Annotated in this window: 17 protein-coding genes; 10 read left to right on the plus strand and 7 right to left on the minus strand. The window is 71.1% G+C overall.

Features of this window, described 5'->3' with window-relative positions:
• Positions 1-196: 196 nt before the first annotated feature.
• Genes ACFVWD_RS35580 through ACFVWD_RS35590 form a run of 3 tightly spaced genes read right to left on the minus strand, consistent with a single transcriptional unit; the run spans position 197 to position 3,664 of the window.
• On the minus strand, positions 197-823 hold the full coding sequence (locus ACFVWD_RS35580; RefSeq protein WP_389602146.1) for a TetR/AcrR family transcriptional regulator: 627 nt from the start codon (positions 821-823) through the stop codon (positions 197-199).
• 11 nt (positions 824-834) lie between these two features.
• Positions 835-2,919, minus strand: coding sequence for a YhgE/Pip family protein (locus ACFVWD_RS35585; RefSeq protein ID WP_389602148.1), 2,085 nt, complete (start codon positions 2,917-2,919; stop codon positions 835-837).
• Positions 2,891-3,664, minus strand: coding sequence for an ATP-binding cassette domain-containing protein (locus tag ACFVWD_RS35590; RefSeq protein ID WP_389602149.1), 774 nt, complete (start codon positions 3,662-3,664; stop codon positions 2,891-2,893). The genes ACFVWD_RS35585 and ACFVWD_RS35590 overlap by 29 nt, the downstream gene beginning before the upstream one ends.
• 165 nt (positions 3,665-3,829) lie before the next feature.
• Here ACFVWD_RS35590 and ACFVWD_RS35595 point away from each other — a divergent pair, with 165 nt between their 5' ends.
• The 3 genes from ACFVWD_RS35595 to ACFVWD_RS35605 all read left to right on the plus strand — a co-directional run bounded on the left by ACFVWD_RS35595 (position 3,830) and on the right by ACFVWD_RS35605 (position 6,022).
• Complete coding sequence (locus ACFVWD_RS35595) at positions 3,830-4,402, plus strand: SAV_6107 family HEPN domain-containing protein (RefSeq protein ID WP_389602151.1); 573 nt, start codon at positions 3,830-3,832, stop codon at positions 4,400-4,402.
• A 175-nt stretch (positions 4,403-4,577) separates the two neighbouring features.
• Complete coding sequence (locus ACFVWD_RS35600; RefSeq protein WP_097284314.1) at positions 4,578-5,348, plus strand: methyltransferase; 771 nt, start codon at positions 4,578-4,580, stop codon at positions 5,346-5,348.
• A gap of 275 nt (positions 5,349-5,623) precedes the next feature.
• Positions 5,624-6,022 carry a DUF3040 domain-containing protein gene (locus tag ACFVWD_RS35605; RefSeq protein ID WP_101405634.1) on the plus strand — a complete coding sequence of 133 codons (399 nt, stop codon included), beginning with the start codon at positions 5,624-5,626 and terminating at the stop codon, positions 6,020-6,022.
• A 289-nt stretch (positions 6,023-6,311) separates the two neighbouring features.
• Here ACFVWD_RS35605 and ACFVWD_RS35610 read toward each other — a convergent pair whose 3' ends face one another.
• From ACFVWD_RS35610 to ACFVWD_RS35625, 4 genes are all read right to left on the minus strand, one after another.
• A complete protein-coding gene (locus ACFVWD_RS35610) occupies positions 6,312-8,699 on the minus strand; it encodes a DUF3488 and DUF4129 domain-containing transglutaminase family protein (protein WP_389602152.1) in 2,388 nt (795 codons plus the stop codon).
• Positions 8,696-10,057, minus strand: coding sequence for a DUF58 domain-containing protein (locus ACFVWD_RS35615; RefSeq protein WP_389602154.1), 1,362 nt, complete (start codon positions 10,055-10,057; stop codon positions 8,696-8,698). Before ACFVWD_RS35615 ends, ACFVWD_RS35610 begins: the two co-directional genes overlap by 4 nt.
• On the minus strand, positions 10,057-11,094 hold the full coding sequence (locus ACFVWD_RS35620; protein WP_389602155.1) for an AAA family ATPase: 1,038 nt from the start codon (positions 11,092-11,094) through the stop codon (positions 10,057-10,059). Before ACFVWD_RS35620 ends, ACFVWD_RS35615 begins: the two co-directional genes overlap by 1 nt.
• Before the next feature lie 265 nt (positions 11,095-11,359).
• A complete protein-coding gene (locus ACFVWD_RS35625; RefSeq protein WP_389602157.1) occupies positions 11,360-11,908 on the minus strand; it encodes a beta-class carbonic anhydrase in 549 nt (182 codons plus the stop codon).
• A 443-nt stretch (positions 11,909-12,351) separates the two neighbouring features.
• Here ACFVWD_RS35625 and rsmH point away from each other — a divergent pair, with 443 nt between their 5' ends.
• From rsmH to murD, 7 genes are all read left to right on the plus strand, one after another.
• Positions 12,352-13,353 (plus strand): 16S rRNA (cytosine(1402)-N(4))-methyltransferase RsmH, encoded by a 1,002-nt coding sequence (gene rsmH / locus ACFVWD_RS35630; protein WP_389602159.1) that lies wholly within the window; start codon positions 12,352-12,354, stop codon positions 13,351-13,353.
• A gap of 22 nt (positions 13,354-13,375) precedes the next feature.
• Entirely contained in the window at positions 13,376-13,996 is a 621-nt protein-coding gene (locus ACFVWD_RS35635; RefSeq protein ID WP_389602161.1) for a septum formation initiator family protein, read from the plus strand.
• A gap of 5 nt (positions 13,997-14,001) precedes the next feature.
• Entirely contained in the window at positions 14,002-15,954 is a 1,953-nt protein-coding gene (locus ACFVWD_RS35640) for a peptidoglycan D,D-transpeptidase FtsI family protein (protein WP_389602163.1), read from the plus strand.
• 91 nt (positions 15,955-16,045) lie between these two features.
• Positions 16,046-17,701, plus strand: a complete 1,656-nt coding sequence (locus ACFVWD_RS35645) for a UDP-N-acetylmuramoyl-L-alanyl-D-glutamate--2,6-diaminopimelate ligase (RefSeq protein WP_389602164.1) — start codon at positions 16,046-16,048, stop codon at positions 17,699-17,701.
• A 4-nt stretch (positions 17,702-17,705) separates the two neighbouring features.
• Positions 17,706-19,136: a UDP-N-acetylmuramoyl-tripeptide--D-alanyl-D-alanine ligase gene (murF, locus tag ACFVWD_RS35650; RefSeq protein WP_389602166.1), complete on the plus strand. Its 1,431-nt coding sequence runs from the start codon at positions 17,706-17,708 to the stop codon at positions 19,134-19,136.
• Positions 19,136-20,206 carry a phospho-N-acetylmuramoyl-pentapeptide-transferase gene (mraY, locus tag ACFVWD_RS35655; protein WP_389602223.1) on the plus strand — a complete coding sequence of 357 codons (1,071 nt, stop codon included), beginning with the start codon at positions 19,136-19,138 and terminating at the stop codon, positions 20,204-20,206. The genes murF and mraY overlap by 1 nt, the downstream gene beginning before the upstream one ends.
• Positions 20,188-21,612, plus strand: a complete 1,425-nt coding sequence (gene murD, locus ACFVWD_RS35660; protein WP_389602168.1) for a UDP-N-acetylmuramoyl-L-alanine--D-glutamate ligase — start codon at positions 20,188-20,190, stop codon at positions 21,610-21,612. The genes mraY and murD overlap by 19 nt, the downstream gene beginning before the upstream one ends.
• Positions 21,613-21,723: the final 111 nt, after the last annotated feature.

The following is a 21,723-nucleotide window of genomic DNA, read 5'->3' on the forward strand; positions in this document are numbered from 1 at the left end:
GCCCGGGGGACCCGGGGGGACCCCCGACGGGGGCCCCACCGGGGGTGTCGGGGGGAGCACGGCGAAGCGCCGGTTCGAGGTGGCCCGCGAAGGATGCGGCCGCCTCGGACCGGCGCTTGGCCGTGCTCCGCTTCCGTACCGAGCACTGCCCGCTTCCGTACGAGCCCTGCCCGCTTCCGTACCGAGCCCTGTCAGCTCACCGGTTGCCGCTCACGCGCCCCTGGAGCAGCCGCGACAGCGCCGCGTGGACGTCGTCCAGGGAACGCTCAGGCTGGAAGGCCTGCCAGTCCAGGGCGGCCACCAGGACCATCCCGACCAGCGCGGCGGCCGTCAGCTGAATGTCGATCTCGTCGCTGAGCTCGCCGTTCGCCACCCCTTCGCGCAGCACGCGCTCGACGACCGCGACCGCCTCCTGCCGGACCACCATGAGCGTGGACTGCCAGGCCCGGTTGGTGCGCCACAGCTCTGCCACGTAGAGCTGGGTGAAGGCCGGGTAGCGGTTGATGAAGGCGAGCCCGGCCCTGATCATCGCGTCCAGTGCGTCGACCTTGGTGCCGCCGTCCCGCTCGGTGCGCTCGGCGGCCTCCCGCAGGGAGGCGGTGAGGAGTCCCACGCCGTGCCGCAGCAACTCCTCGAAGAGGACGGACTTGCTCGCGAAGTTGTAGTAGACGGTGCCTTTCGCGACCCCGGCCCGCTCGGCGATCTCGTCCACGGTGGTGGCGGAGAACCCCTGTTCCGCGATGAGGGTGACCGCCGCCTCGTAGAGCTTCTGCCGGGTCGCCTCGCGACGGCCGCCACCTGCCGTGGTGCTGCTGCTTTCCATGGCCCTGATTGTCACAGGCTCAGCTCGGGGTGCAGACGGTCGAGGGTCCACACCTGCTTGCGGTGAGCCGACAGGGCGGTGAGCGCGAGCGCGCCCGCGGTGAACGCCGTCAGGACGGCGCACGCCTCCCAGACCGGTCCGAGACCGCCGCCCGTGATGAGCCTGCGGAGGGCCTCGACGACGTAACTCATCGGCAAGAAGGGGTGGATCGCGTTGAAGAAGCCCGGACTGGTCTGGACGGGGTACGTGCCGCCCGCCGAGGTCAGCTGGAGCATCAGGAGGGCGAGTACGAGGATCCGGCCCGCCGCTCCGAAGCGTGCGTTCAGCCACTGCACGAGCGCCGCGAAGCACGCCGTCACCAGGCACAGGAAGCCGACGGTCCCGGCCGCCCGCACCATCTCCAGGCCGATCGCCCAGTGCAGCACGGACATCAGGGCCACCGTCTGGAGCACGCCCAGGGCGGCCACCGGCAGCCAGCCCGCCAGCGCGACGCGCCAGGCCGAGGCACCCACCGCGAGCGCGCGCCGGTTCAGCGGCTGGATCAACATGTACGCCACCATCGCGCCCACCCACAGGGACAGCGGGATGAAGTACGGGGCGAAGCCGGTGCCGTAGTTGGGCGCCTTGTGCAGGTCCTTGGAGGCGAGCTTCACCGGGTCTGCCATGACCTGGGTGCGCAGGTCGCGGTCCTGCCGGTCGTAGTCGGGGATCTGCCCGGCGCCGTCGTGCAGTCCGCCGGCGAGCTGCCCCGAGCCGCCGACGAGCTTGTACATGCCCTCGTCGAGGGTGCTCGCGCCCGTCTTCAGCTTGCCGACACCCGTGTCGAGGTCCGCCGCGCCTGTCTTGGCCGTACCGAGCCCCGTGCGCAGCTTCTTGGCCCCCGCGGCGACCTTTTCGGCGCCCTCGTTCAGCTTGTTGACCTTGGAGACGGCGTCGGCGAGGTCTTCGGAGAGGTGCGGCGAGCGGTCGGCGAGGGCCTGGGCCTGCTTCTGGAGGGTGCCCAGGTTCTTGTCGAGCCGGTCGAGATCGCCGTTCTGGTCGCCGATGAGCGTGTTCACGTCGTCGGCGACCTCGGCCACGTCCGCGGCCGCCTGCCGGGCCTTCTTCAGGTCGGGGCACGCGGCGTCGGGCAACGGCAGGGTCTCGCAGCGCGCCTTGTAGACGGCGCTCAGCGCGTCGGACGCCGTATGGGCGCCCTTGGCTGCGGCCGGGGCCGTCTTCACCAGCGTGTCGAGGTTGTGGCGGATCCCCGCGGCGGAGTCGGCGACGAGCCGGGCCGTGTCGCCGATCGACTTCTCGTTGTCCTTCAGGAACGGGCCCACCTTGTCCGCGACCCCGTTGACCTTGTCGGCCAGCGCCCCCGTGCCGTCGGCGACCTGCCGCGAGCCGTCCGCCAGGTCGCCGGCGCCCTTGTCGAGCTTTCGCAGGCCCCCGGAGAGCTTGCCACTGCCCTCCTTGGCGTCCTTCAGGCCGTCGGCGAGGTCCTCGGAGCCCTTCCGGGCCCTGCCGATCCCACCGCTGAGTCTGTCGGCCCCCTTGGCGGCCTTCTCGGTCGCCCCGTGGATGTCCGAGAACGAGATGAAGATCTTGTCGAGGAACGACCGGGAGGCCTTCGTGGACGCCGCCGTGCGCACCTCGCCGAACACCGTCCGTGAGATCTGCCCGACGATGTAGTTGTTCGCGTCGTTCGTACGCACCTGGAGGGCGCCCGTCTCCGGCGCCTGTCCGGAGCTGGAGGCGATCCTCCGGCTGAAGTCGGACGGCATGGTCAGCGACAGGTAGTACGTGCCGTCCTCGACGCCCCGGCGGGCCTCGGCCGCGCTCACCTCGTGCCACTCGAAGGTGTCGCTGTCGCGCAGCCCCTTGGTGATGTCCTCGCCCGCCGAGAGCTTCTTGCCCGCGACGCTCGCCCCCTTGTCGTCGTTCACGAGCGCCACGGGGATGCGGTCCAGCCGGCCGTACGGGTCCCAGAACGACCACAGGTAGAGGGCGCCGTACAGCAGCGGCAGCAACAGGAGCGCGGCCAGCGCGGCGCGCGGGAGTTTGCCCCGGCCGAAGCGCCTGAGCTCAAGAACGGCCAGTCTCGGCGAGCGCATCGGCCGTCTCCTTGTCGTCGGTCTCGCTGGTGTGGTCGGTCGGGCGGGTGGACACGAGGACGGCTCCCTCGGGAGCCTCGCTGCACACCGCCACGACCGTGGTGCCCGACTGGGCGATCGACTTCAACAGGGCCCAGATCTCGGCCCGTTCGGCATCCGACAACTTGAGGTCGATGTCGTCGACGCCGAGCAGCCCCGGGCGGCCGACGAGGGCCAACGCGACGGACAGCCGCAGGGCTTCGAGCCGCTCCAGGTCACGTACGGCGGTCCGGGAGCCCTTGGGCAGGGCCTCCCGGTCCAGCCCGGCGGCGGCCAGCGCGGAGTCGATCCGCAGCTTCCCCTCGGCCGCCCGCCCGGCTCGCGGACGCAGCGGCCCGCGCAGGGAGTCCTTGAGGGAACCCCCGAACCGCCGCTGCAGCAGCGCCCGTTCGAGCAGGTGCTCCCCGACGGTCAGGGCGGGGTCCAGGTCGGTGGCCCCCGGGACATGGGCGAGCGCGCTCGCGCGACGCACCGCGGCCATCTGCCGCGGCAGCGTCGCCCCGCCCACGGTGGCCGTCCCCCCGGTGGACCGCATCCGGCCCGTGAGCGCGAGCAGCAGGCACGTACGGCCCGAGCCGGACGGCCCCTCGACCGCGATCAGCGAGCCGGGCTGCGCATCGACACCGACTCCGCGGAACGCCCAGCCGCGCGGGCCCTCGAGTCCGAAGTCCCTGGCCGTGACACCGAGTCCGCGCGGACCGTCCACAGCGTCCCCATCTCTTGAACATTTTTGAACTGACTGGTCAGTGCAAAAACTAACCCGAACTCTCGATCGAAGCAAAGGCCCAGGTCAGAACGGATTGTCAGTGCCATACCTCACGATGGGCACATACGGCCACAGTGCCGTCACACAGACGACAGGAGGTTCGTCATGGCCACCTCTTCCGCAGCAGCCGCCCACCGGCGCCGCGCCACCGGCCCTGCCCCCTCACTGACCGGCCCGGCGAGCGACGTACACCCCGTGCTCCGCCGGACCACGGCCCCGCCCGCCGCCCTCGACCTGCTCGCCCAGGCCCGCGCCGGCCTCGACGAGGCGACCGCCCTGGAAACACCCAATGAGCGCTACGCGACGGCGCACTTGGCGGCCCTGCGCACCGCCGCCGCCGTGCTCGCCGCACGGGGCCGCCCGGAGCCCACGCCCCGACGCCGCGCCCGCATCCGGAGCGCCTGGGAAGTGCTCCCCGAGATCGCCCCCGAACTCACCGAGTGGAGCGCCCTGTTCGCCTCCGGAGCCGACCGGCGCGCCCGCGCCGAGGCGGGTATCCGGGGCGCGGCCGGCACCCGCGACGCCGACGACCTGATACGGGACGTGGCGATGTTCCTGCGCATCGTCGAGCGGATGCTGGTGCTGCAACCCGTACTGCCCCAGCCCCGTCGGAACGGCGAGGAGGGGGACGGAGACAGGGAGGACAGGGGGAACAGGGAGGTCCCGGACGCGGGCTGACCCCGTGATCCGCCGGGATCCGATGCGTGATCGGACGCGTGATCCGCCGGGTGAGACGGAGGGTCGGGTACGACGGCGGAGGCAATAGGGTGGAGGCGCCTGAAGCCTCCTGCCGGGAGGCCCCCCGATCGCTCCGCCGCGCAAGAGGCGGTGCCGCTCCGAGGAGTCAACTGCCGTGCCGGACCCGACGCGCCCCCGCGCTTCTCTCCGTACCGCCGTCGTGTGGGAGGTCCTCAAGGACGCTCTCGACCGCCGGGTCAAGGCCACGGGGCGGGAGTCCCTGGACGTCCTCGACACCGGAGGCGGCAGCGGCAACTTCGCGGTGCCCGTGGCCCGCCTCGGCCACCGTGTCACCGTCGTCGACCCCAGCCCGAACGCGCTGTTCGCGCTGGAGCGCCGGGCCGCCGAGGCCGGGGTCGCCGACCGCGTCAAGGGTGTCCAGGGTGACGCCCACGGCCTCTTCGACGTCGTCGAGCGCGGCGGCTACGACGTCGTGCTGTGCCACGGGGTCCTGGAGTACGTGGACGACCCCGCCGACGGTGTGCGCAACGTGGTGGACGCGCTGCGTCCCGAGGGTGTTCTCAGCCTCCTCGCGGCGGGCCTGGGCGGCGCCGTGCTCGCCCGCGCCCTCGCCGGGCACTTCAAGGAGGCCAAGCAGGCGCTCGACGACCCGGACGGACGCTGGGGCGAGGGTGATCCCGTACCCCACCGCTTCACCGCCGACCAGCTCACCGCGCTCGTCGAGGGCGCGGGTCTGCGCGTCGGCGCCGTGCACGGCGTACGGGTCTTCGCGGACCTGGTCCCCGGCGTCCTCGTGGACACCGAGCCGGGTGCCGTGGAAGCCCTCCTGAAGCTCGAGGCGGCGGCCGCCGAACTCCCCGCGTTCCACTCCGTGGCCACTCAGCTTCATGTGCTCGGTGAGGCGCAGGGGGCCGACGAGGGTTGAGCCGCCTCTCATGTTGCGCCCCTGATCAGGGGCGGGGCGGCAGATGGAGTACGCCACAGGCCGCCCGATCGGGCGCTCGGCGCCGTATGATCGAGGGAGACCGTCCGGCATGACGGGCCGGTTGCTGGGGAATGCACGCCTCAGTGAATCGGGATGCCATGGCGGGTTCCGGTTGGCGAATTGGCGCAGAGGGGCGGGTTTCACGGGGGCGATTCCCTGCCTATCCTGAAGGGGACCCCCGGTCGCCCCGGCGACTGCACGATGAGGAGGACGCCGTGCCGCTCTCGGAGCACGAGCAGCGAATGCTCGAGCAGATGGAGCGAGCGCTGTACGCCGAAGATCCCAAGTTCGCGACAGCGCTTGAGGGAAGCGGGCTGCGTACGTACACCCGGCGACGGGTCTACCAGGCGGTCGCGGGCTTTCTGGTGGGTATCGCGCTCCTCATGGCCGGAATGGTCTCGAAGCAGATCTGGGTCAGCGTGGTGGGTTTTCTCGTCATGCTGGGCTGTGCGGTGCTCGCCGTCACCGGTTGGCGCAAGGCTCCCAAGCCGGGTGAACAACCGGCCGCGCCCGGCGCACCCGCCGCGCGCCGCCACCAGGGCCGACAGCGCCGCTCCATGATGGACCGCATCGAACAACGCTGGCAGCGACGCCGGGACGAGCAGGGGCAGTAGCCCCGCGGGGTCAGTAGCCCTGCGGGCGCCCGCAGTCGAAGACAACGCGTGAGGGGGTGTCCCACCCGGGCCGGGTGGGACACCCCCTCAGCCGTACCCGGGCCGGGCGTCCTGCCCGCGCCGACGTGAGTGGCGGCCGTGACGAAGTGGCGGCCGTGACGCCGGCGTGAATCGAACCCTCGCCCGTGGGGCGCCGGCCGGCACCGGCGGCCTCCGTCCCGGTCGCGCACCAACCACATGTGGCCCGTGTCCCCGGCCGGGGACACGGGCCACATGGTTCAACGCGACGTCAGCTGTTCTGCCCCGAAGGACGTCGCAGCAGGGTCTCTTTGCGCGCCGCCAGCCGGGCCGACAGAGCCGTCCAGTAGGCCGACGCCGCCCAGGCCACCCGGACGGCTGAGCGGGGCGCGAGCAGGGCACGCAGGCGGGCGGTGCGGCTCGCCCGGGCGCCGAGGGCGTCCGTGACACGACGGGCGTCTTGCGCGAGCCCCGCCGTCAGCCGCGGGTGCGGGGCGTACAGCACCTGCTCCACCGCCGCGGCCATCCGGTGCACCGCCTCCGACGCCTCGGCTTCGAGGAGCCCGAGCCGCACGATCCGCGCCGCGGCCTTCCGCGGTGTCTGGGACTCGTCCGGCACGATTCCGTAGTCCCACGCCGTATCGGTCACCTCCAGCCACGTCGCCAGCGTGTACGCGGGTGCGTCCGCCTCGCTGCGGCCGTGCGCACCCAGCCGCACGGACCGGAGCCGCATCCGCCACAGCATCGGCAGCATCGGCACGATCAGCAGCAGGAGCCCGGCCAGTGTGTACCCCAGGATCTGGAACCACGGAGTGCCGTCGTCCTTCGAGCCCACCGTGGCCAGCGCGGACTGGCTCGGGCACCCCTCCAGCTTCTTCTGCTCGGCCGGGCAGTCGCCGCTGGCCGACGGGGCGGTGGAGGGCGCCGCGGAGGACGACGTGGACGGCTTCGGCACCGTCGACGAGTCAGACCCGGGCGTGTCCGTCTGGGTGTACTCCGGCACCGAGCCCCGGTTCGGGGTCGGCTCGAAGCGGGTCCAGCCCACGCCTTCGAAGTACAGCTCGGGCCAGGCGTGCGCGTCCCGCAGCCCCACCGACATCGAACCGTCGGCCTGCGGGGAGCCGGGCGTGAATCCCACCGCGACCCGGGCCGGAATCCCCAGCGTGCGGGCCATCGAGGCCATCGCGAAGGAGAAGTGGACGCAGAAGCCCTGCTTGTCCTTCAGGAAGCGTGCGATCGCGGCCGAGCCGCTGCCCACCTGCACCTGGGTGTTGTAGGTGAATCCGCCGTTCACCGCGAAGTAGTCCTGGAGTTTGACCGCCTGCTCGTAGTGGTTCGTCGAGCCCGCGGTGACCTTGCGCGCGGTGGCGGCCACCACCGCGGGCAGCGACGACGGCACCTTGGTGAACTCGCGCTTCAGGGCCTTCGACGGCTCCGGCGCGTTCGCCAGCTGCTGCGCGGTCGGCTGCACGATCAGGCTCGTCACCTCGTACTGCACGCCGCGCGTGTTCTGACCGTGGTCACCGACGAGCGTGCGGCCGACCGGTTCGTACCGCCAACTGCCGCTGATGTTCACCTTGCTGACCGGGTACGGCATGGGCAGCCAGTCCTGCGCGTACCAGTCGGCCGCCGAGATGCGGGTCCGGATCTCGCTGCGCTGGACGTCGGCCCCGAGGCCGATCGGCGTCGGGAACGTGTCCGGCACGTCCTGGATGTGTCGCTGGGCCGGCTTCCACGCCGTGCCGTCGAAGTCGTCCAGGGACACGATCCGCAGATACATGTCCTGGGTGTCCTCGGAGTTGGTGCGGTAGGACATGACCTGACGGTCCTCGTCCACGTTCAGGCTGTCGCGGAGCGAGACCAGCGGGTTCACCGCGGAGATCGTGCCGCCCCCGGAACCCGAGCCGACGCCCGCCCCCGCGCCGCCCAGCAGACCGCCGCCGAGGGCGGGCAGGCCGAGCGGCACCGCCAGGGCGATGCCCAGCGCGACCGCGCCGATGCGCCGTCCCGTGCGGACCGGTGCGACCGTGCCCGAGGAGGCGTCCAGCCCCTGTGAGCGGGGCGCGCCGCCGAAGACCCGGCCCCACTGGGAGAGCCGGTCGCGGCCCTCCGCCAGGAGCAGCATCAGATAGCCAGCGGCCGCGAGCAGGAACCACAGCCAGGCCCAGCCGCCGCCCGACAGGCCCGCGGCGACCGAGTACAGCGCGAGCAGGGGGAGTCCGGCGGGGGCCGCGCTGCGGAACGTCACCGCGAGCGTGTCCACCGCGAGACCGATCACCAGGACACCGCCGATCAGCATCAGGCGGATGCCGTCGGACAGCGGCGCCGGAATCGCGTACCGTCCGACATCGTCCGTGCCCGCCTGGAGCAGATCGCCGAGATGCCGGAACGCCTCCGGTCCCGGGACGAAGCCGAGGAGGGCCTGCTGCTGGGCGAAGACCAGCGTCAGCAGCATCAGCGTCACCAGCGTCTGCGCCGCCACCGTCAGCGGCCGGGCCAGCGGAACCCGCCGGGTCAGCGCGCCCACACCCGACTGCAGCGCCAGCAGGAACGTCGCCTGGAGGATCCACGTCGCCGGCTTGACCAGCGGCAGCAGCGCGCACGCCGCCATCAGTGTGGCCGCCGCCGAATACAGCGTCAGCCGAGCCCGCCCGCTCATGATCCTCCACCCCCAGCCGTACTCCCCGTCGAGGCGGCACCCACGCGCTGCCGGTCCGCCTGCCGCCACAGATCGGCGAGCTCCGCCCCCCGTGGCACCGTCACGGCGGTCCAGCCCGCCTCGCGCAGCATGCGCAGTCGATCCTCGCTTCTGCCCAACGGGCCGGGGACGTCGGTCGGTTCCCGCACCCAGGTCTCGCTGTCCAGCAGGAAGGCGACGGCTCCGCCGCTGCGCTGGCGCATCTTGGCGAGCACCGTCGCCTGCTCCTCGTCGAGGTCGCCGAGAAAGGCGATCAGCAGCCCTTCGTTGCCCCCGCGCAGGAGGTCGTAGGCCCGGGAGAGCCCGGCGCCGTCCGAGTGGTCGATGACCGCGAGCGTGTCCATCATCAGTCCGGCCGCGTCCGCCGACTCCTGGCTCGCGCCCGCGAAGCCGTCGGCGCCCTCGCCGGGCACCGAGTTGCCGTCGTCCGTCAGCAGCCGCACCGAGAAGCCCCGCTCGAGCATGTGCACCAGCGTCGACGCCGTCCCCGACACCGCCCACTCGAAGGCGGAGTCCGGGCCGGCGCCTTCGTAGGCGATGCCCCGGGTGTCGAGCAGCACCGTGCAGCGGGAGCGCTGCGGCTGTTCCTCGCGACGGACCATCAGTTCGCCGTAGCGCGCGGTCAGGCGCCAGTGCACTCGGCGCAGGTCGTCGCCGTAGCGGTAGCCGCGCGGGATGATGTCGTCCTCGCCCGCCAGTGCCAGCGAGCGCTGCCGCCCGTCGCCGTACCCCTTCGCCTCACCGCTCAGCCGCACCGGCGGCAGCGGTTCGACGCGCGGGATGACCGTCAGGGTGTCGTACGTCGAGAAGGAGCGGGTCAGCTCGCACATCCCGAACGGGTCCGTCAGACGCAGTTGCAGCGGACCCAGCGGATAACGGCCGCGCAGGTCGGAGCGGACCCGGTAGGACACCTCGCGTCGGCCGCCCGCCTCCACCCGGTCCAGGACGAACCGGGGCCGCGGGCCGAGCACGTACGGCACCCGGTCCTGGAGCATCAGCAGGCCGGTGGGCAGCCGCGAGACGTTGTCCATCCGCAGATGGACGCGGGCCTCGGAACCGGCGGGCACCCGCCCGGGGGAGAGCCTGCGGCTGCCCGCGACCCGGTAGCGCGTGCGGTACAGCACGGTCGCGCAGACCAGCGGCAGGACCGCGAGAAGCAGGCCGACCCGGAGCAGATCGCTCTGCCCCAGGACGTACGCGCAGATCGCGGCCGCGATGCCGGCGGCCAGGAAGGAGCGTCCGCGAGTGGTGAGTCCGGTGAGCGCGGTGCGCAGCCCGCCCTTGTCCTCCTCGGCGTCGCCGGTCCCCCCGGGCGTCATCACAGCCTCCGGGGCGGCTGCTGGTCGTACGCGGGCGCGCCGCGGCCCATCGTGAAGCCCGGCTGCTGCTGGGGCGCCGCGGGAACGGCGGTGTGCTGAAGGATCTCCTGGACGACCTGCTCGGCCGTACGACGGTTCAACTGCGCCTGGGCCGTGGGGAGCAGACGGTGGGCCAGGACCGCCACGGCGAGTGCCTGGATGTCGTCCGGCAGTGCGTACTCCCGGCCGCTGAGCGCCGCGGAGGCCTTCGCCGCGCGCAGCAGATGCAGCGTGGCACGCGGTGAGGCGCCGAGTCTGAGGTCGGGGTGGGTGCGCGTGGCGGCGACCAGATCCACCGCGTACCGCCGGACCGTCTCCGCGACGTGGACCGTGCGGACCGCGTCGATCAGCTTCACGATCTCGTGCGCGTGCGCCACCGGCTGGAGGTCGTCCAACGGGGAGACCCCGCCGTGCACGTCCAGCATCTGAAGCTCGGCTTCCGCACTCGGGTAGCCGATGGAGACGCGGGCCATGAAACGGTCGCGCTGGGCCTCCGGCAGCGGGTAGGTGCCCTCCATCTCGACCGGGTTCTGCGTGGCCACCACCATGAAGGGGCTGGGCAGTTCGTAGGTCTGCCCGTCGATGGTGACCTGACGCTCCTCCATCGACTCCAGGAGCGCGGACTGCGTCTTGGGGGAGGCGCGGTTGATCTCGTCGCCGATCACGATCTGCGCGAAGATCGCACCCGGTTTGAACTCGAAGTCCCGGCGCTGCTGGTCCCAGATGGACACACCCGTGATGTCCGAGGGCAGCAGGTCGGGCGTGAACTGAATACGCCGCACCGAGCAGTCGATGGACCGTGCCAGTGCCTTGGCGAGCATGGTCTTGCCGACGCCGGGGACATCCTCGATCAGAAGATGTCCCTCGGCGAGCAGCACGGTCAGCGAAAGCCGTACGACCTCAGGCTTGCCTTCGATCACTCCTTCCACCGAACTGCGGACACGCTCCACAGTGGCGGTCAGATCTGTAAGGCTCGCTCGATCGTCATAGGTCGTCACCCGGCCCTCCTCGGCCCGTTCTCGGGCCGACGCCCTGTGCGGACCGGCCCACCCCGAAACACGGACACCACGCGCGAGAGGTTCCGCGTGACGCCACAACCGCATTCTTGTTGCCGTTACCGGTTCGTGTCACTCGCCTGTGGATAACTGGCTGCGATATGTCAGGTCTTGCGACCCTTTGGGCGCCAGTGGGTCGGGGTTCTTTCGTGAAGTGAGGGTCCCACGAGGGCCCCAGGAAGTTTTACGAGGGACCCGGTGGGAGTGTTCAGGCGGGGTCTATCTCGCGCAGCAGGCCCGTCGTCACGTCGAAGACGAAGCCGCGCACGTCGTCCGTGTGCAGGAGGAACGGTGAGGTGCGCACGCGCTGCATCGACTGCCGTACGTCCTGTTCGACGTCCCGGAAGGCTTCGACCGCCCAGGCGGGGCGCTGGCCGACCTCCATCTCCAGGTCGTGCCGGAAGTCCTCGGTGAGGGACTCCAGGCCGCAGCCGGTGTGGTGGATGAGCACGACACTGCGGGTGCCGAGCGCCCGCTGGCTGATGGTGAGGGAGCGGATCACGTCGTCGGTGACGACGCCGCCGGCGTTGCGGATGGTGTGACAGTCGCCCAGTTCCAGGCCGAGTGCGGCGTGCAGGTCGAGCCGGGCGTCCATGCACGCGACCACCGCGACGTGCAGCACGGGGTGGGCATCCATCCCGGGATCGGTGAACGCGCCGGCGTACTGCTGGTTCGCCTCGACGAGACGGTCGGTCACGCCGCCGCCCGTTGTTATGGCGTCTTCGGGCTCTGTGGGTACGGATGCAGAAGTCGTCATAGCTATGACGTTACTGGTCACGTACGAAGTAGTCCTGCTGTGAGAGGGGACAAAGAACGTCATCGTGTCTTGTTGTGAGGTAACCCACATGGGTGTTTGGAGATCACCTGGATAGGTGATTTTTGCTGATTCATAGCTTCGATCGGGGGTTCATGGAGGAGCGGTCCGCGACGCGCATGCCGGTTGATTGACCGCGAGACACCGTGGACTAAAGTGACGCGAAGCGGGAGGCGAGGCTCTCCCTGCTGGACTGCTTTCCCCTGGAGACCCGGCGATTTTCCGGCGTCTCCCCCCGCGTGCGCGGCGCGTACGTACGGCTCGGCCTCCTCCCGCTCCCGGTCGGCTGACGCCACTCACCCGGCGCCAGCAGGCCTCCCCTTCTCGAGCGGGTGGGGACCCGGCGGTGCGTACGGCCGCGCCGGACCTGAGAGGGCCCAGATTCAATGGGGCGCGAAGCGCATTCGGACAAGGGTGGTGGTGGGCGACGGGAGGGACAGAGTCGACACGTCCCGGTGATGCTCCAGCGGTGCCTGGACATGTTGGCCCCGGCCCTCACCGAGCCGGGCGCCGTGGTCGTCGACTGCACCCTGGGACTCGGCGGCCACAGCGAGGCGCTGCTGACACAGTTCCCCGAGGCCCGTCTCGTCGCCCTCGACCGGGACAAGGAGGCGTTGCGCCTCTCCGGAGAGCGGCTCGCCCCCTTCGGCGACCGTGCCACCCTCGTGCACGCGGTCTACGACGAACTGCCCGAGGTGCTCGACCGCCTCGGCATCCCGCGTGTCCAGGGCGTCCTGTTCGACCTAGGTGTCTCCTCCATGCAACTCGACGAGGCCGACCGCGGCTTCGCCTACGCCCAGGACGCCCCGCTCGACATGCGGATGGACCAGACGACCGGCATCAGCGCGGCCGAGGTGCTCAATACCTACCCGGCGGGCGAACTGGTGCGGATCCTGCGCGCGTACGGCGAGGAGAAGCAGGCCAAGCGGATCGTCTCCGCCGTCGTGCGCGAACGGGAGAAGGAACCCTTCAGCAACAGCGCGCGGCTCGTCGAGCTGATCCGTGACTCCCTGCCGCAGGCCGCCAAGCGCACCGGCGGCAACCCCGCCAAGCGCACCTTCCAGGCGCTGCGCATCGAGGTCAACGGGGAGCTCAGCGTCCTGGAGCGGGCGATTCCCGCGGCCGTGAAGGCGCTCGCCGTCGGCGGCCGGATCGCCGTGCTGTCGTACCACTCGCTGGAGGACCGGCTGGTCAAGCAGGTGTTCGCGGCCGGTGCCGCCACCACCGCGCCGCCCGGTCTGCCGGTCGTGCCCGAGCGCTACCAGCCCCGGCTCAAGCTGCTCACCCGCGGTGCCGAACTTCCCACCGAGGAAGAGGTCGCCGAGAACCGGCGAGCGGCTCCCGCACGGCTGCGCGGGGCCCAGCGCATCCGCGAGGACGCCGAGTGAGGCAGCAGGAGGGGGAGATCGAGTGAGTAGGAAACCCGAACTCAGGGGGCGGGCCGCCCGGCTCGCCCGGCTCCTCCCCGCCGGCGGGGGCCAGGCCGCCCGCACGCCCTTCGTCCTGCTCGTCGTGCTCCTGCTCGGCGGCGGCCTGATCGGCCTCCTCGTGCTGAACTCCGCGCTGAGCGAGGGCTCGTTCCGCCTGGACGACCTACAGAGGGACACCAAGAGCCTCACCGACGAGGAGCAGGCGCTGCAGCGGGACGTGGACACCTACTCCGCGCCCGACGCCCTCCAGCGCCGCGCCCACGAGTTGGGCATGGTGCCCGGCGGTGACCCGGCCTTCCTCAACCCGGACGGCAGCGTCAAGGGCGTCCCCGGAACGGCCGCCCAGCAGTCCTCCGCACGCACTCCGGTGGTCCGCCCGCCCGAGGTCCTCGCCCTCACACAGACCACGGCCCCGGCCCCTGCCACCGGCGCCCCGGCGGCCGCCGTCCCCTCCGTCGGCGTCGCCACCCCGCATACCGCCACCCCGCATACCGCGACCCCGCATACCGCGACCCCGCAGACCCTGACCCCGCGGATCCCGACCCCGCAGACCCCCGCCCCCACCCCGTCCGCGCAGCCCTCCTCGACCCCCGGCAGGTGACGGAAGTGTCCGACAGGGAACCGCCGCGCCGCCGTGTGCCCGGCCCCGCCAGGCCCGTACGCCCCGGCGGCCAGCGGCGTCCGGGCCCCGGCGCCCGCCCCGCACGCCGCCCGGGCGCGCCCCGGCCCGGCGGCTCGCAGGTTCTGCGGCTGGGCAGCCCCCGGCCCCGGCTGCGCATGGTCAGCCTCACCCTGACGCTGGTGATGATCGCCTTCGTCGTGCGCCTGCTCCAGGTACAGGCCGTGGATGCCAACGCGTACGCCGCGAAGGCCGAGCAGAACCGCTACGTCGGCCGCACCCTGGCCGCCACCCGCGGCGGGATCACGGACCGCAACGGCGTGGAGCTCGCGACGAGCGTGGACGCGTACGACATCACGGCCGACCCCACGATGTTCACGCGGGAAGCGACGAAGGTGACGGACGCGCCCGAGCAGGCCGCGGCGCTGCTCGGGCCGATCCTCGGCCAGGACATGGACACCGTCGCCAAGAAGCTCCGTACGAAGAACACCCGCTACACACTGCTCGCGCACCGCCAGACCCCCCAGGTCTGGAAGCAGATCAAGGACCTGAGGAACACGCTCGCGGTCAAGGCGGAGACCGACAAGAGCACCGTCAACTTCCTCGCCGGCGTCGTAGCGGTCCCGGCCAGCAAGCGCGTGTATCCGAACGGCGATCTCGCCGCCGGGATACTGGGCTGGGTCAACGCCGACGGCAAGGGCGGCGGCGGAGTCGAGCAGAAGCTGAACAAGGAACTCGCCGGCAAGGACGGCAAGATCCGCTACGCCCAGTCCGGCGGCCGTCAGGTGCCGACCGCGGGATCGACGGAGACACCCGCCGTGGCGGGCTCCGACGTCGAGCTGACCATCAACCGCGACATCCAGTGGGCCGCGCAGAACGCCATCACCGAGCAGGTGAAGGCGTCCAAGGCGGACCGCGGGTACGTGATCGTGCAGGACGCCCGCAGCGGCGAGATCCTCGCCATGGCGAACTCACCGGGCTTCGATCCCAACGACCTCACCCAGGCCAACGCGGCGGCCCTGGGCAACGCGGCCCTCCAGGACGCGTACGAACCCGGCTCCACCGCCAAGGTCATGTCGATGGCAGCCGTACTGGAGGAGAACGTCGCAACGCCCGAGACGCATGTGGTCGTGCCCAACCGGCTGCACCGCGGCGACCGCCTCTTCCAGGACGACATCGACCACGCGACCTGGAACCTGACGCTCAACGGCGTGCTCGCCAAGTCCAGCAACATCGGCACCATCCTGGCGGCCGGCCAGCTCGGCAAGACGCAGAAGGACGCGAACCAGGTCCTCTATTCGTATCTGCGCAAGTTCGGCATCGGCAGCTACACCGGGCTCGGCTTCCCCGGCGAGACGAAGGGCATCCTCGCGCCCGCCGACAAGTGGTCGACCTCCCAGCAGTACACGATTCCTTTCGGCCAGGGCATGTCGATCAACGCGATGCAGGCGGCCTCCGTCTACTCGACGATCGCCAACGGAGGTGTACGCGTCGAGCCGACGCTGGTGCGCGGCGCGAAGGGGCCCGACGGCCGGTTCACCCCGGCCGCCCAGCCGAAGAAGACGAGGGTCGTGAGCGAGAAGACGGCGAAGACCCTCGCCCAGATGCTGGAGTCCGTCGTGGACGACGAGCAGGGCACCGGCGCCAAGGCGCGCATCCCCGGCTACCGGGTCGCGGGCAAGACGGGTACGGCCAACCGCGTGGATCCGGCCACCGGCAAGTACCACGGCTACACCTCGTCGTTCGCCGGATTCGCCCCCGCCGACAAGCCCCGGATCACCGTCTACTGCGCGATCCAGAACGCCACCAAGGGCAGCTACTTCGGCGGCCAGATCTGCGGACCCATCTACAAGCAGGTCATGGAGTTCGCGCTCAAGACCCTCCAGGTCCCGCCCACCGGAGCGGGGGCCGCCAATCTGCCCGTGACCTTCACGCCGTGATCGATTCCGGCCATACTCCCTGATCAGGACTTGATCAGGTCCGGCCAGGACCCGGACAAGACCGCACGCACAACGGACCAGGAACCAGCTCGTGACAACGATCACCCCGGATTCCGGGAACCACGGCTCGCCACGCCCCTCGCTTCGCTCCGGCGGGGGTGAGCCCGGTACGCTCACCGCCGTGCCACACGCTGATCAGTCCCAAACCACCCAGAAGGGCGTTCCTGTGACATATCCGGGGCCGCCGCGACCGGTCCAGAACTCCGCCACACCCCTCGCGGAGCTCGCCGATCAGCTGGGTGTCGCCGCCCCGGCGCCGAACGCGGAGGTCACGGGCATCACCCATGACTCCCGCGCGGTGCGCCCCGGAGACCTCTATGCCGCGCTGCCGGGCGCCCGCCTGCACGGCGCCGACTTCGTGACACAGGCGGCCGGTCTTGGCGCGGTCGCCGTGCTGACCGACCCGACCGGCGCCGAGCGCGCCGCCGCCACCGGGCTGCCGGTCCTCGTCGTCGACGACCCGCGCGGCCTGATGGGAGAGCTCGCGGCCACCATCTACGGCCATCCCGGGCGCGACCTGCTCCAGATCGGCATCACCGGCACCTCCGGCAAGACCACCACGGCCTATCTCGTCGAGGGCGGCCTGAAGACGCTCCGCTCCACCGGCCTGATCGGCACCGTGGAGATGCGCATCGGCGAGGAGCGCATCAAGTCGGAGCGCACCACCCCCGAAGCAACCGACCTCCAGGCGCTGTTCGCGGTCATGCGCGAGCGCGGCGTCGACGCGGTCGCGATGGAGGTCTCCAGCCACGCGCTGGTCCTCGGGCGGGTCGACGGCTGTGTCTTCGACATCGCGGTCTTCAACAACCTCAGCCCGGAACACATGGAGTTCCACTCCGACATGGAGGACTACTTCCGGGCCAAGGCGCAGCTGTTCACACCGCAACGCAGCAAACTCGGCGTCGTCAACCTCGACGACGAGTACGGGCGCAGGCTGGCCGAGGAGGCCACCGTCCCCGTCGTCACCTTCTCCGCCGAAGGACACCCGGACGCCGACTGGCACGCCGAGGAGGTCGAGGTCGGCCCGATGGACTCCGCGTTCGTCGCGGTCGGCCCCAAGGGCGAGCGGATCACCGCCAAGTCGCCGCTCGCGGGACCCTTCAACGTGGCGAACACCCTCGCCGCGATCGTCGCCCTCGCCGTCGCCGGGATCGACCCGCAGACCGCCGCCGACGGCATCGCCGTCGTCCCGGGAGTGCCGGGCCGCCTGGAGCGCGTGGACGCGGGCCAGCCCTACCTCGCGGTCGTCGACTACGCCCACAAGACGGACGCCGTCGAATCGGTCCTGCGCGCACTGCGCAAGGTCACCGAGGGCAGGCTGCACATCGTGCTCGGCTGCGGCGGCGACCGTGACAGGACCAAGCGGATGCCGATGGGCGCCGCCGCGGCGCGGCTCGCCGACACCGCCGTACTGACATCGGACAACCCCCGCTCGGAGGACCCCCTCGCGATCCTCGCGACGATGCTCGCGGGCGCCGCCGAGGTGCCGGCGCACGAGCGTGGCGAGGTCCAGGTCTTCGAGGACCGGGCCGCCGCCATCGCCGCCGCCGTCGCCCGGGCGCGGCCCGGCGACACCGTGCTGGTCGCGGGCAAGGGCCACGAGCAGGGCCAGGACATCGCCGGGGTGGTGCGTCCCTTCGACGACCGCCAGGTGCTTCGCGAAGCTATCCAGAAGACCCAGGGATGAACTTGTGATCGCCCTCTCTCTCGCCGAGATCGCAGCAGTCGTCGGCGGGCAGACGTACGACATACCGGATCCGGCGGTACAGGTCACCGGACCGGTCGTCAGAGACTCCCGTGAAGTGGAGCCAGGCAGCCTCTTCGTCGCCTTCGTCGGCGAGCGCGTGGACGGCCACGACTTCGCCGAGGCCGTCGTCGCGGCGGGCGCGGTCGCCGTACTGGCCTCCCGGCCCGTCGGCGTGCCGGCGATCGTCGTCGCGGACGTGCAGGCGGCCCTGGGCGCCCTCGCGCGTCACGTCGTCGAACGGCTGGGCGCGACCCTCGTGGCCCTCACCGGCTCCGCGGGCAAGACCAGCACCAAGGACCTGATCGCCCAGGTCCTGCGGAGCAAGGCGCCGACCGTCTTCACGCCCGGCTCGCTCAACAACGAGATCGGACTGCCGCTGACCGCGCTGAGCGCCACCGAGGAGACCAGGTTCCTCGTCCTGGAGATGGGCGCCCGCGGCATCGGCCACATCAGCTACCTCACGGACCTCACGCCACCGAGGATCGGCCTGGTCCTGAACGTCGGGACCGCCCACATCGGTGAGTTCGGCGGCCGCGAACAGATTGCACAGGCGAAGGGCGAGCTCGTCGAGAGCCTCCCGTCGGCGGAAGCGGGCGGCGTCGCCGTCCTCAACGCCGACGACCCCCTCGTACGCGCCATGGCGTCCCGCACGAAGGCGCGCGTGATCCTCTTCGGAGAGTCCGGCGAAGCGGACGTACGTGCCGAGAACGTCCGTCTCACGGGCGCCGGACAGCCAGCATTCAGGCTTCACACACCCTCCGGGTGCAGCGATGTGACCATGCGCCTGTACGGTGAGCACCACGTGTCGAACGCGCTCGCCGCGGCCGCCGTCGCCCATGAGCTGGGCATGTCCGCAGACGAGATCGCCCTCGCGCTCTCCGAGGCGGGCTCCCTCTCCCGCTGGCGGATGGAGGTCACCGAGCGCCCGGACGGCGTGACGGTCGTCAACGACGCCTACAACGCGAACCCCGAGTCCATGCGAGCCGCCCTGCGCGCGCTCGCGGCAATGGGCAAAGCCACACAGGCAGAAGGGGGTCGGACGTGGGCGGTGCTCGGTCAGATGGCCGAGCTCGGGGACGAGGCGCTCGCCGAGCACGACGCGGTCGGGCGGCTCGCCGTCCGACTCAACGTCAGCAAGCTCGTCGCGGTCGGGGGCAGGGAAGCTTCCTGGCTCCAACTGGGCGCATATAACGAGGGTTCGTGGGGTGAGGAGTCGGTGCACGTGTCCGACGCACAGGCGGCTGTCGACCTGTTGCGCAGCGAGTTGCGCCCGGGGGACGTCGTGCTCGTGAAGGCGTCCCGGTCGGTCGGGCTCGAACGGGTGGCGCAGGCGCTGCTCGACAACGGTGCCGAGGGTGAGGTCGCGGCCCGATGATGAACCAGATCCTGTTCGCAGGAGTCATTGGTCTGTTCCTGACCCTGATCGGGACCCCGCTGCTGATCAAGCTGCTGGCCCGCAAGGGCTACGGGCAGTACATCCGCGACGACGGCCCGAAGGAGCACCACAGCAAGCGCGGTACTCCGACCATGGGTGGTATCGCCTTCATCCTGGCGACGATCATCGCGTACTTCCTGTCCAAGGTGATCACGGGCAAGCCGCCGACCTTCTCGGGTCTGCTGGTGCTCGGCCTGATGTCCGGCATGGGCCTGGTCGGCTTCCTGGACGACTACATCAAGATCGTCAAGCGGCGTTCGCTCGGTCTGCGGGCCAAGGCGAAGATGGCCGGTCAGCTGATCGTCGGCATCTCCTTCGCGGTCCTCGCACTCCAGTTCGCGGACAACCACGGCAACACCCCGGCCTCCACCAGGCTCTCCTTCGTGGAGGACTTCGGCTGGACCATCGGCCCGGTGCTCTTCGTGGTCTGGGCCCTGTTCATGATTCTCGCCATGTCGAACGGCGTGAACCTGACCGACGGTCTGGACGGTCTCGCCACCGGCGCCGCGACCATGGTCTTCGGCGCGTACACCTTCATCGGCGTCTGGCAGTTCCAGGAGTCCTGCGCCAACGCGCAGACCCTGACCAACCCGGCCGCCTGCTACGAGGTACGAGATCCACTCGACCTCGCGGTCGTCGCCTCCGCCCTGATGGGAGCCTGCTTCGGCTTCCTGTGGTGGAACACCTCGCCCGCCAAGATCTTCATGGGTGACACCGGTTCGCTGGCCCTCGGCGGCGCGCTCGCCGGCCTCGCGATCTGCTCCCGCACGGAGCTGCTGGTCGCGCTCCTCGGCGGCCTCTTCGTCCTGATCACCATGTCGGTCGTCATCCAGGTCGGCTCCTTCCGGCTCACCGGCAGGCGCGTCTTCCGCATGGCGCCACTCCAGCACCACTTCGAACTAAAGGGGTGGTCCGAAGTCCTTGTCGTGGTCCGCTTCTGGATCATCCAGGGCATGTGCGTCATCGTGGGTCTGGGCCTCTTCTACGCAGGATGGGCAGCCAAGAAGTGACCGACTGGCAGGGCAAGCACGTCACCGTCGCCGGGCTCGGCGTCTCCGGCATCCCGGCGGCCAAGGTGCTGCACGGTCTCGGCGCCGTCGTCACGGTCGTCAACGACGGCGACGACGAGCGCTCCCGGGCGCAGGCCGCGGAGCTGGAGGCGCTCGGCATCACCGTGCGCCTCGGTGACGGCGCCACCCTGCCCGAAGGCACCGAACTCATCGTCACCGCGCCCGGCTGGAAGCCGGACAAGCCGCTGTTCGCCGCGGCCGCCGCGGCGGACGTCCCGGTCTGGGGCGACGTCGAACTGGCCTGGCGGCTGAGAGGCCCTGACGCGGCCCCCTGGCTGGCCGTCACCGGCACCAACGGCAAGACCACCACCGTGCAGATGCTCGCCTCGATCCTGACGGCGGCCGGGCTGCGCACGGCCGCCGTCGGCAACATCGGGGTCTCGCTCCTTGACGCGGTCCTCGGCGAGGAGCGGTACGACGTCCTGGCGGTGGAGCTGTCGAGCTATCAGCTGCACTGGGCGCCGTCGCTGCGGGCGCACTCGGCCGTCGTTCTGAACCTGGCACCGGATCACCTCGACTGGCACGGCTCCATGGAGGCGTACGCCGCCGACAAGGGTCGTATCTACGAAGGCAATCGGGTCGCCTGCGTCTACAACCTCGCCGACAAGGCCACCGAGGACCTGGTGCGCGAGGCGGACGTCGAGGAGGGCTGCCGGGCGGTCGGCTTCACCCTCGGCACCCCCGGACCGTCCCAACTCGGCGTCGTGGACGGCATCCTGGTCGACCGCGCCTTCGTCGAGAACCGGCAGAAGAACGCCCAGGAACTCGCCGAGGTCTCCGACGTCAACCCGCCCGCCCCGCACAACATCGCCAACGCCCTTGCGGCGGCGGCCCTGGCACGCGCCTTCGGGGTGCCCGCCGCGGCGGTACGGGACGGGCTGCGGGCCTTCACACCGGACGCCCACCGCATCGCGCACGTCGCCGACGTGGACGGCGTCGCGTACATCGACGACTCCAAGGCGACCAACACGCATGCCGCGGAAGCCTCTTTGGCGGCCTACGAGTCGATCGTGTGGATCGCGGGCGGACTCGCCAAGGGCGCGACCTTCGACGAGCTGGTCGCCAAGTCGGCAAAGCGACTTCGGGGCGTCGTGCTCATCGGCGCGGATCGGGCTCTGATCCGTGAAGCCCTTGTGCGACACGCGCCGGAAGTACCCGTCGTCGACCTCGACCGGACCGACACTGGGGCGATGCTCGCGGCGGTTCGGGAGGCGCGGGGGCTCGCCCGCGAGGGCGACACGGTGTTGCTGGCGCCGGCCTGTGCCTCCATGGACATGTTCGCCAACTACAACAAGCGCGGGGACGCGTTCGCGGAGGCGGTCCGCGAACTCGGCGCGAGCGCCTGACGGCGGGTCTCGGACGGTCCGGGCGCGCCCGGGACCCTTGGGAGGGACGCGTGACGCCATTGTGGGGACCCTCATCGCCCTGCGGGACGCCCTCCCGGGGCATGGCGGACG

Source organism: Streptomyces sp. NPDC058086 (genome assembly GCF_042885015.1).
In the GTDB taxonomy this organism is placed as follows: domain Bacteria; phylum Actinomycetota; class Actinomycetes; order Streptomycetales; family Streptomycetaceae; genus Streptomyces.

What these genes read in the sequence shown, in the direction of transcription:
- ACFVWD_RS35580 (WP_389602146.1), bottom strand. Translation starts at nt 823, where the DNA reads ATGGAAAGCAGCAGCACCACGGCAGGTGGCGGCCGTCGCGAGGCGACC.
- ACFVWD_RS35585 (WP_389602148.1), bottom strand. Translation starts at nt 2,919, where the DNA reads ATGCGCTCGCCGAGACTGGCCGTTCTTGAGCTCAGGCGCTTCGGCCGG.
- ACFVWD_RS35595 (WP_389602151.1), top strand. Translation starts at nt 3,830, where the DNA reads ATGGCCACCTCTTCCGCAGCAGCCGCCCACCGGCGCCGCGCCACCGGC.
- ACFVWD_RS35610 (WP_389602152.1), bottom strand. Translation starts at nt 8,699, where the DNA reads ATGAGCGGGCGGGCTCGGCTGACGCTGTATTCGGCGGCGGCCACACTG.
- ACFVWD_RS35615 (WP_389602154.1), bottom strand. Translation starts at nt 10,057, where the DNA reads ATGACGCCCGGGGGGACCGGCGACGCCGAGGAGGACAAGGGCGGGCTG.
- ACFVWD_RS35625 (WP_389602157.1), bottom strand. Translation starts at nt 11,908, where the DNA reads ATGACGACTTCTGCATCCGTACCCACAGAGCCCGAAGACGCCATAACA.
- rsmH (WP_389602159.1), top strand. Translation starts at nt 12,352, where the DNA reads ATGGGGCGCGAAGCGCATTCGGACAAGGGTGGTGGTGGGCGACGGGAG.
- mraY (WP_389602223.1), top strand. Translation starts at nt 19,136, where the DNA reads ATGAACCAGATCCTGTTCGCAGGAGTCATTGGTCTGTTCCTGACCCTG.
- murD (WP_389602168.1), top strand. Translation starts at nt 20,188, where the DNA reads ATGGGCAGCCAAGAAGTGACCGACTGGCAGGGCAAGCACGTCACCGTC.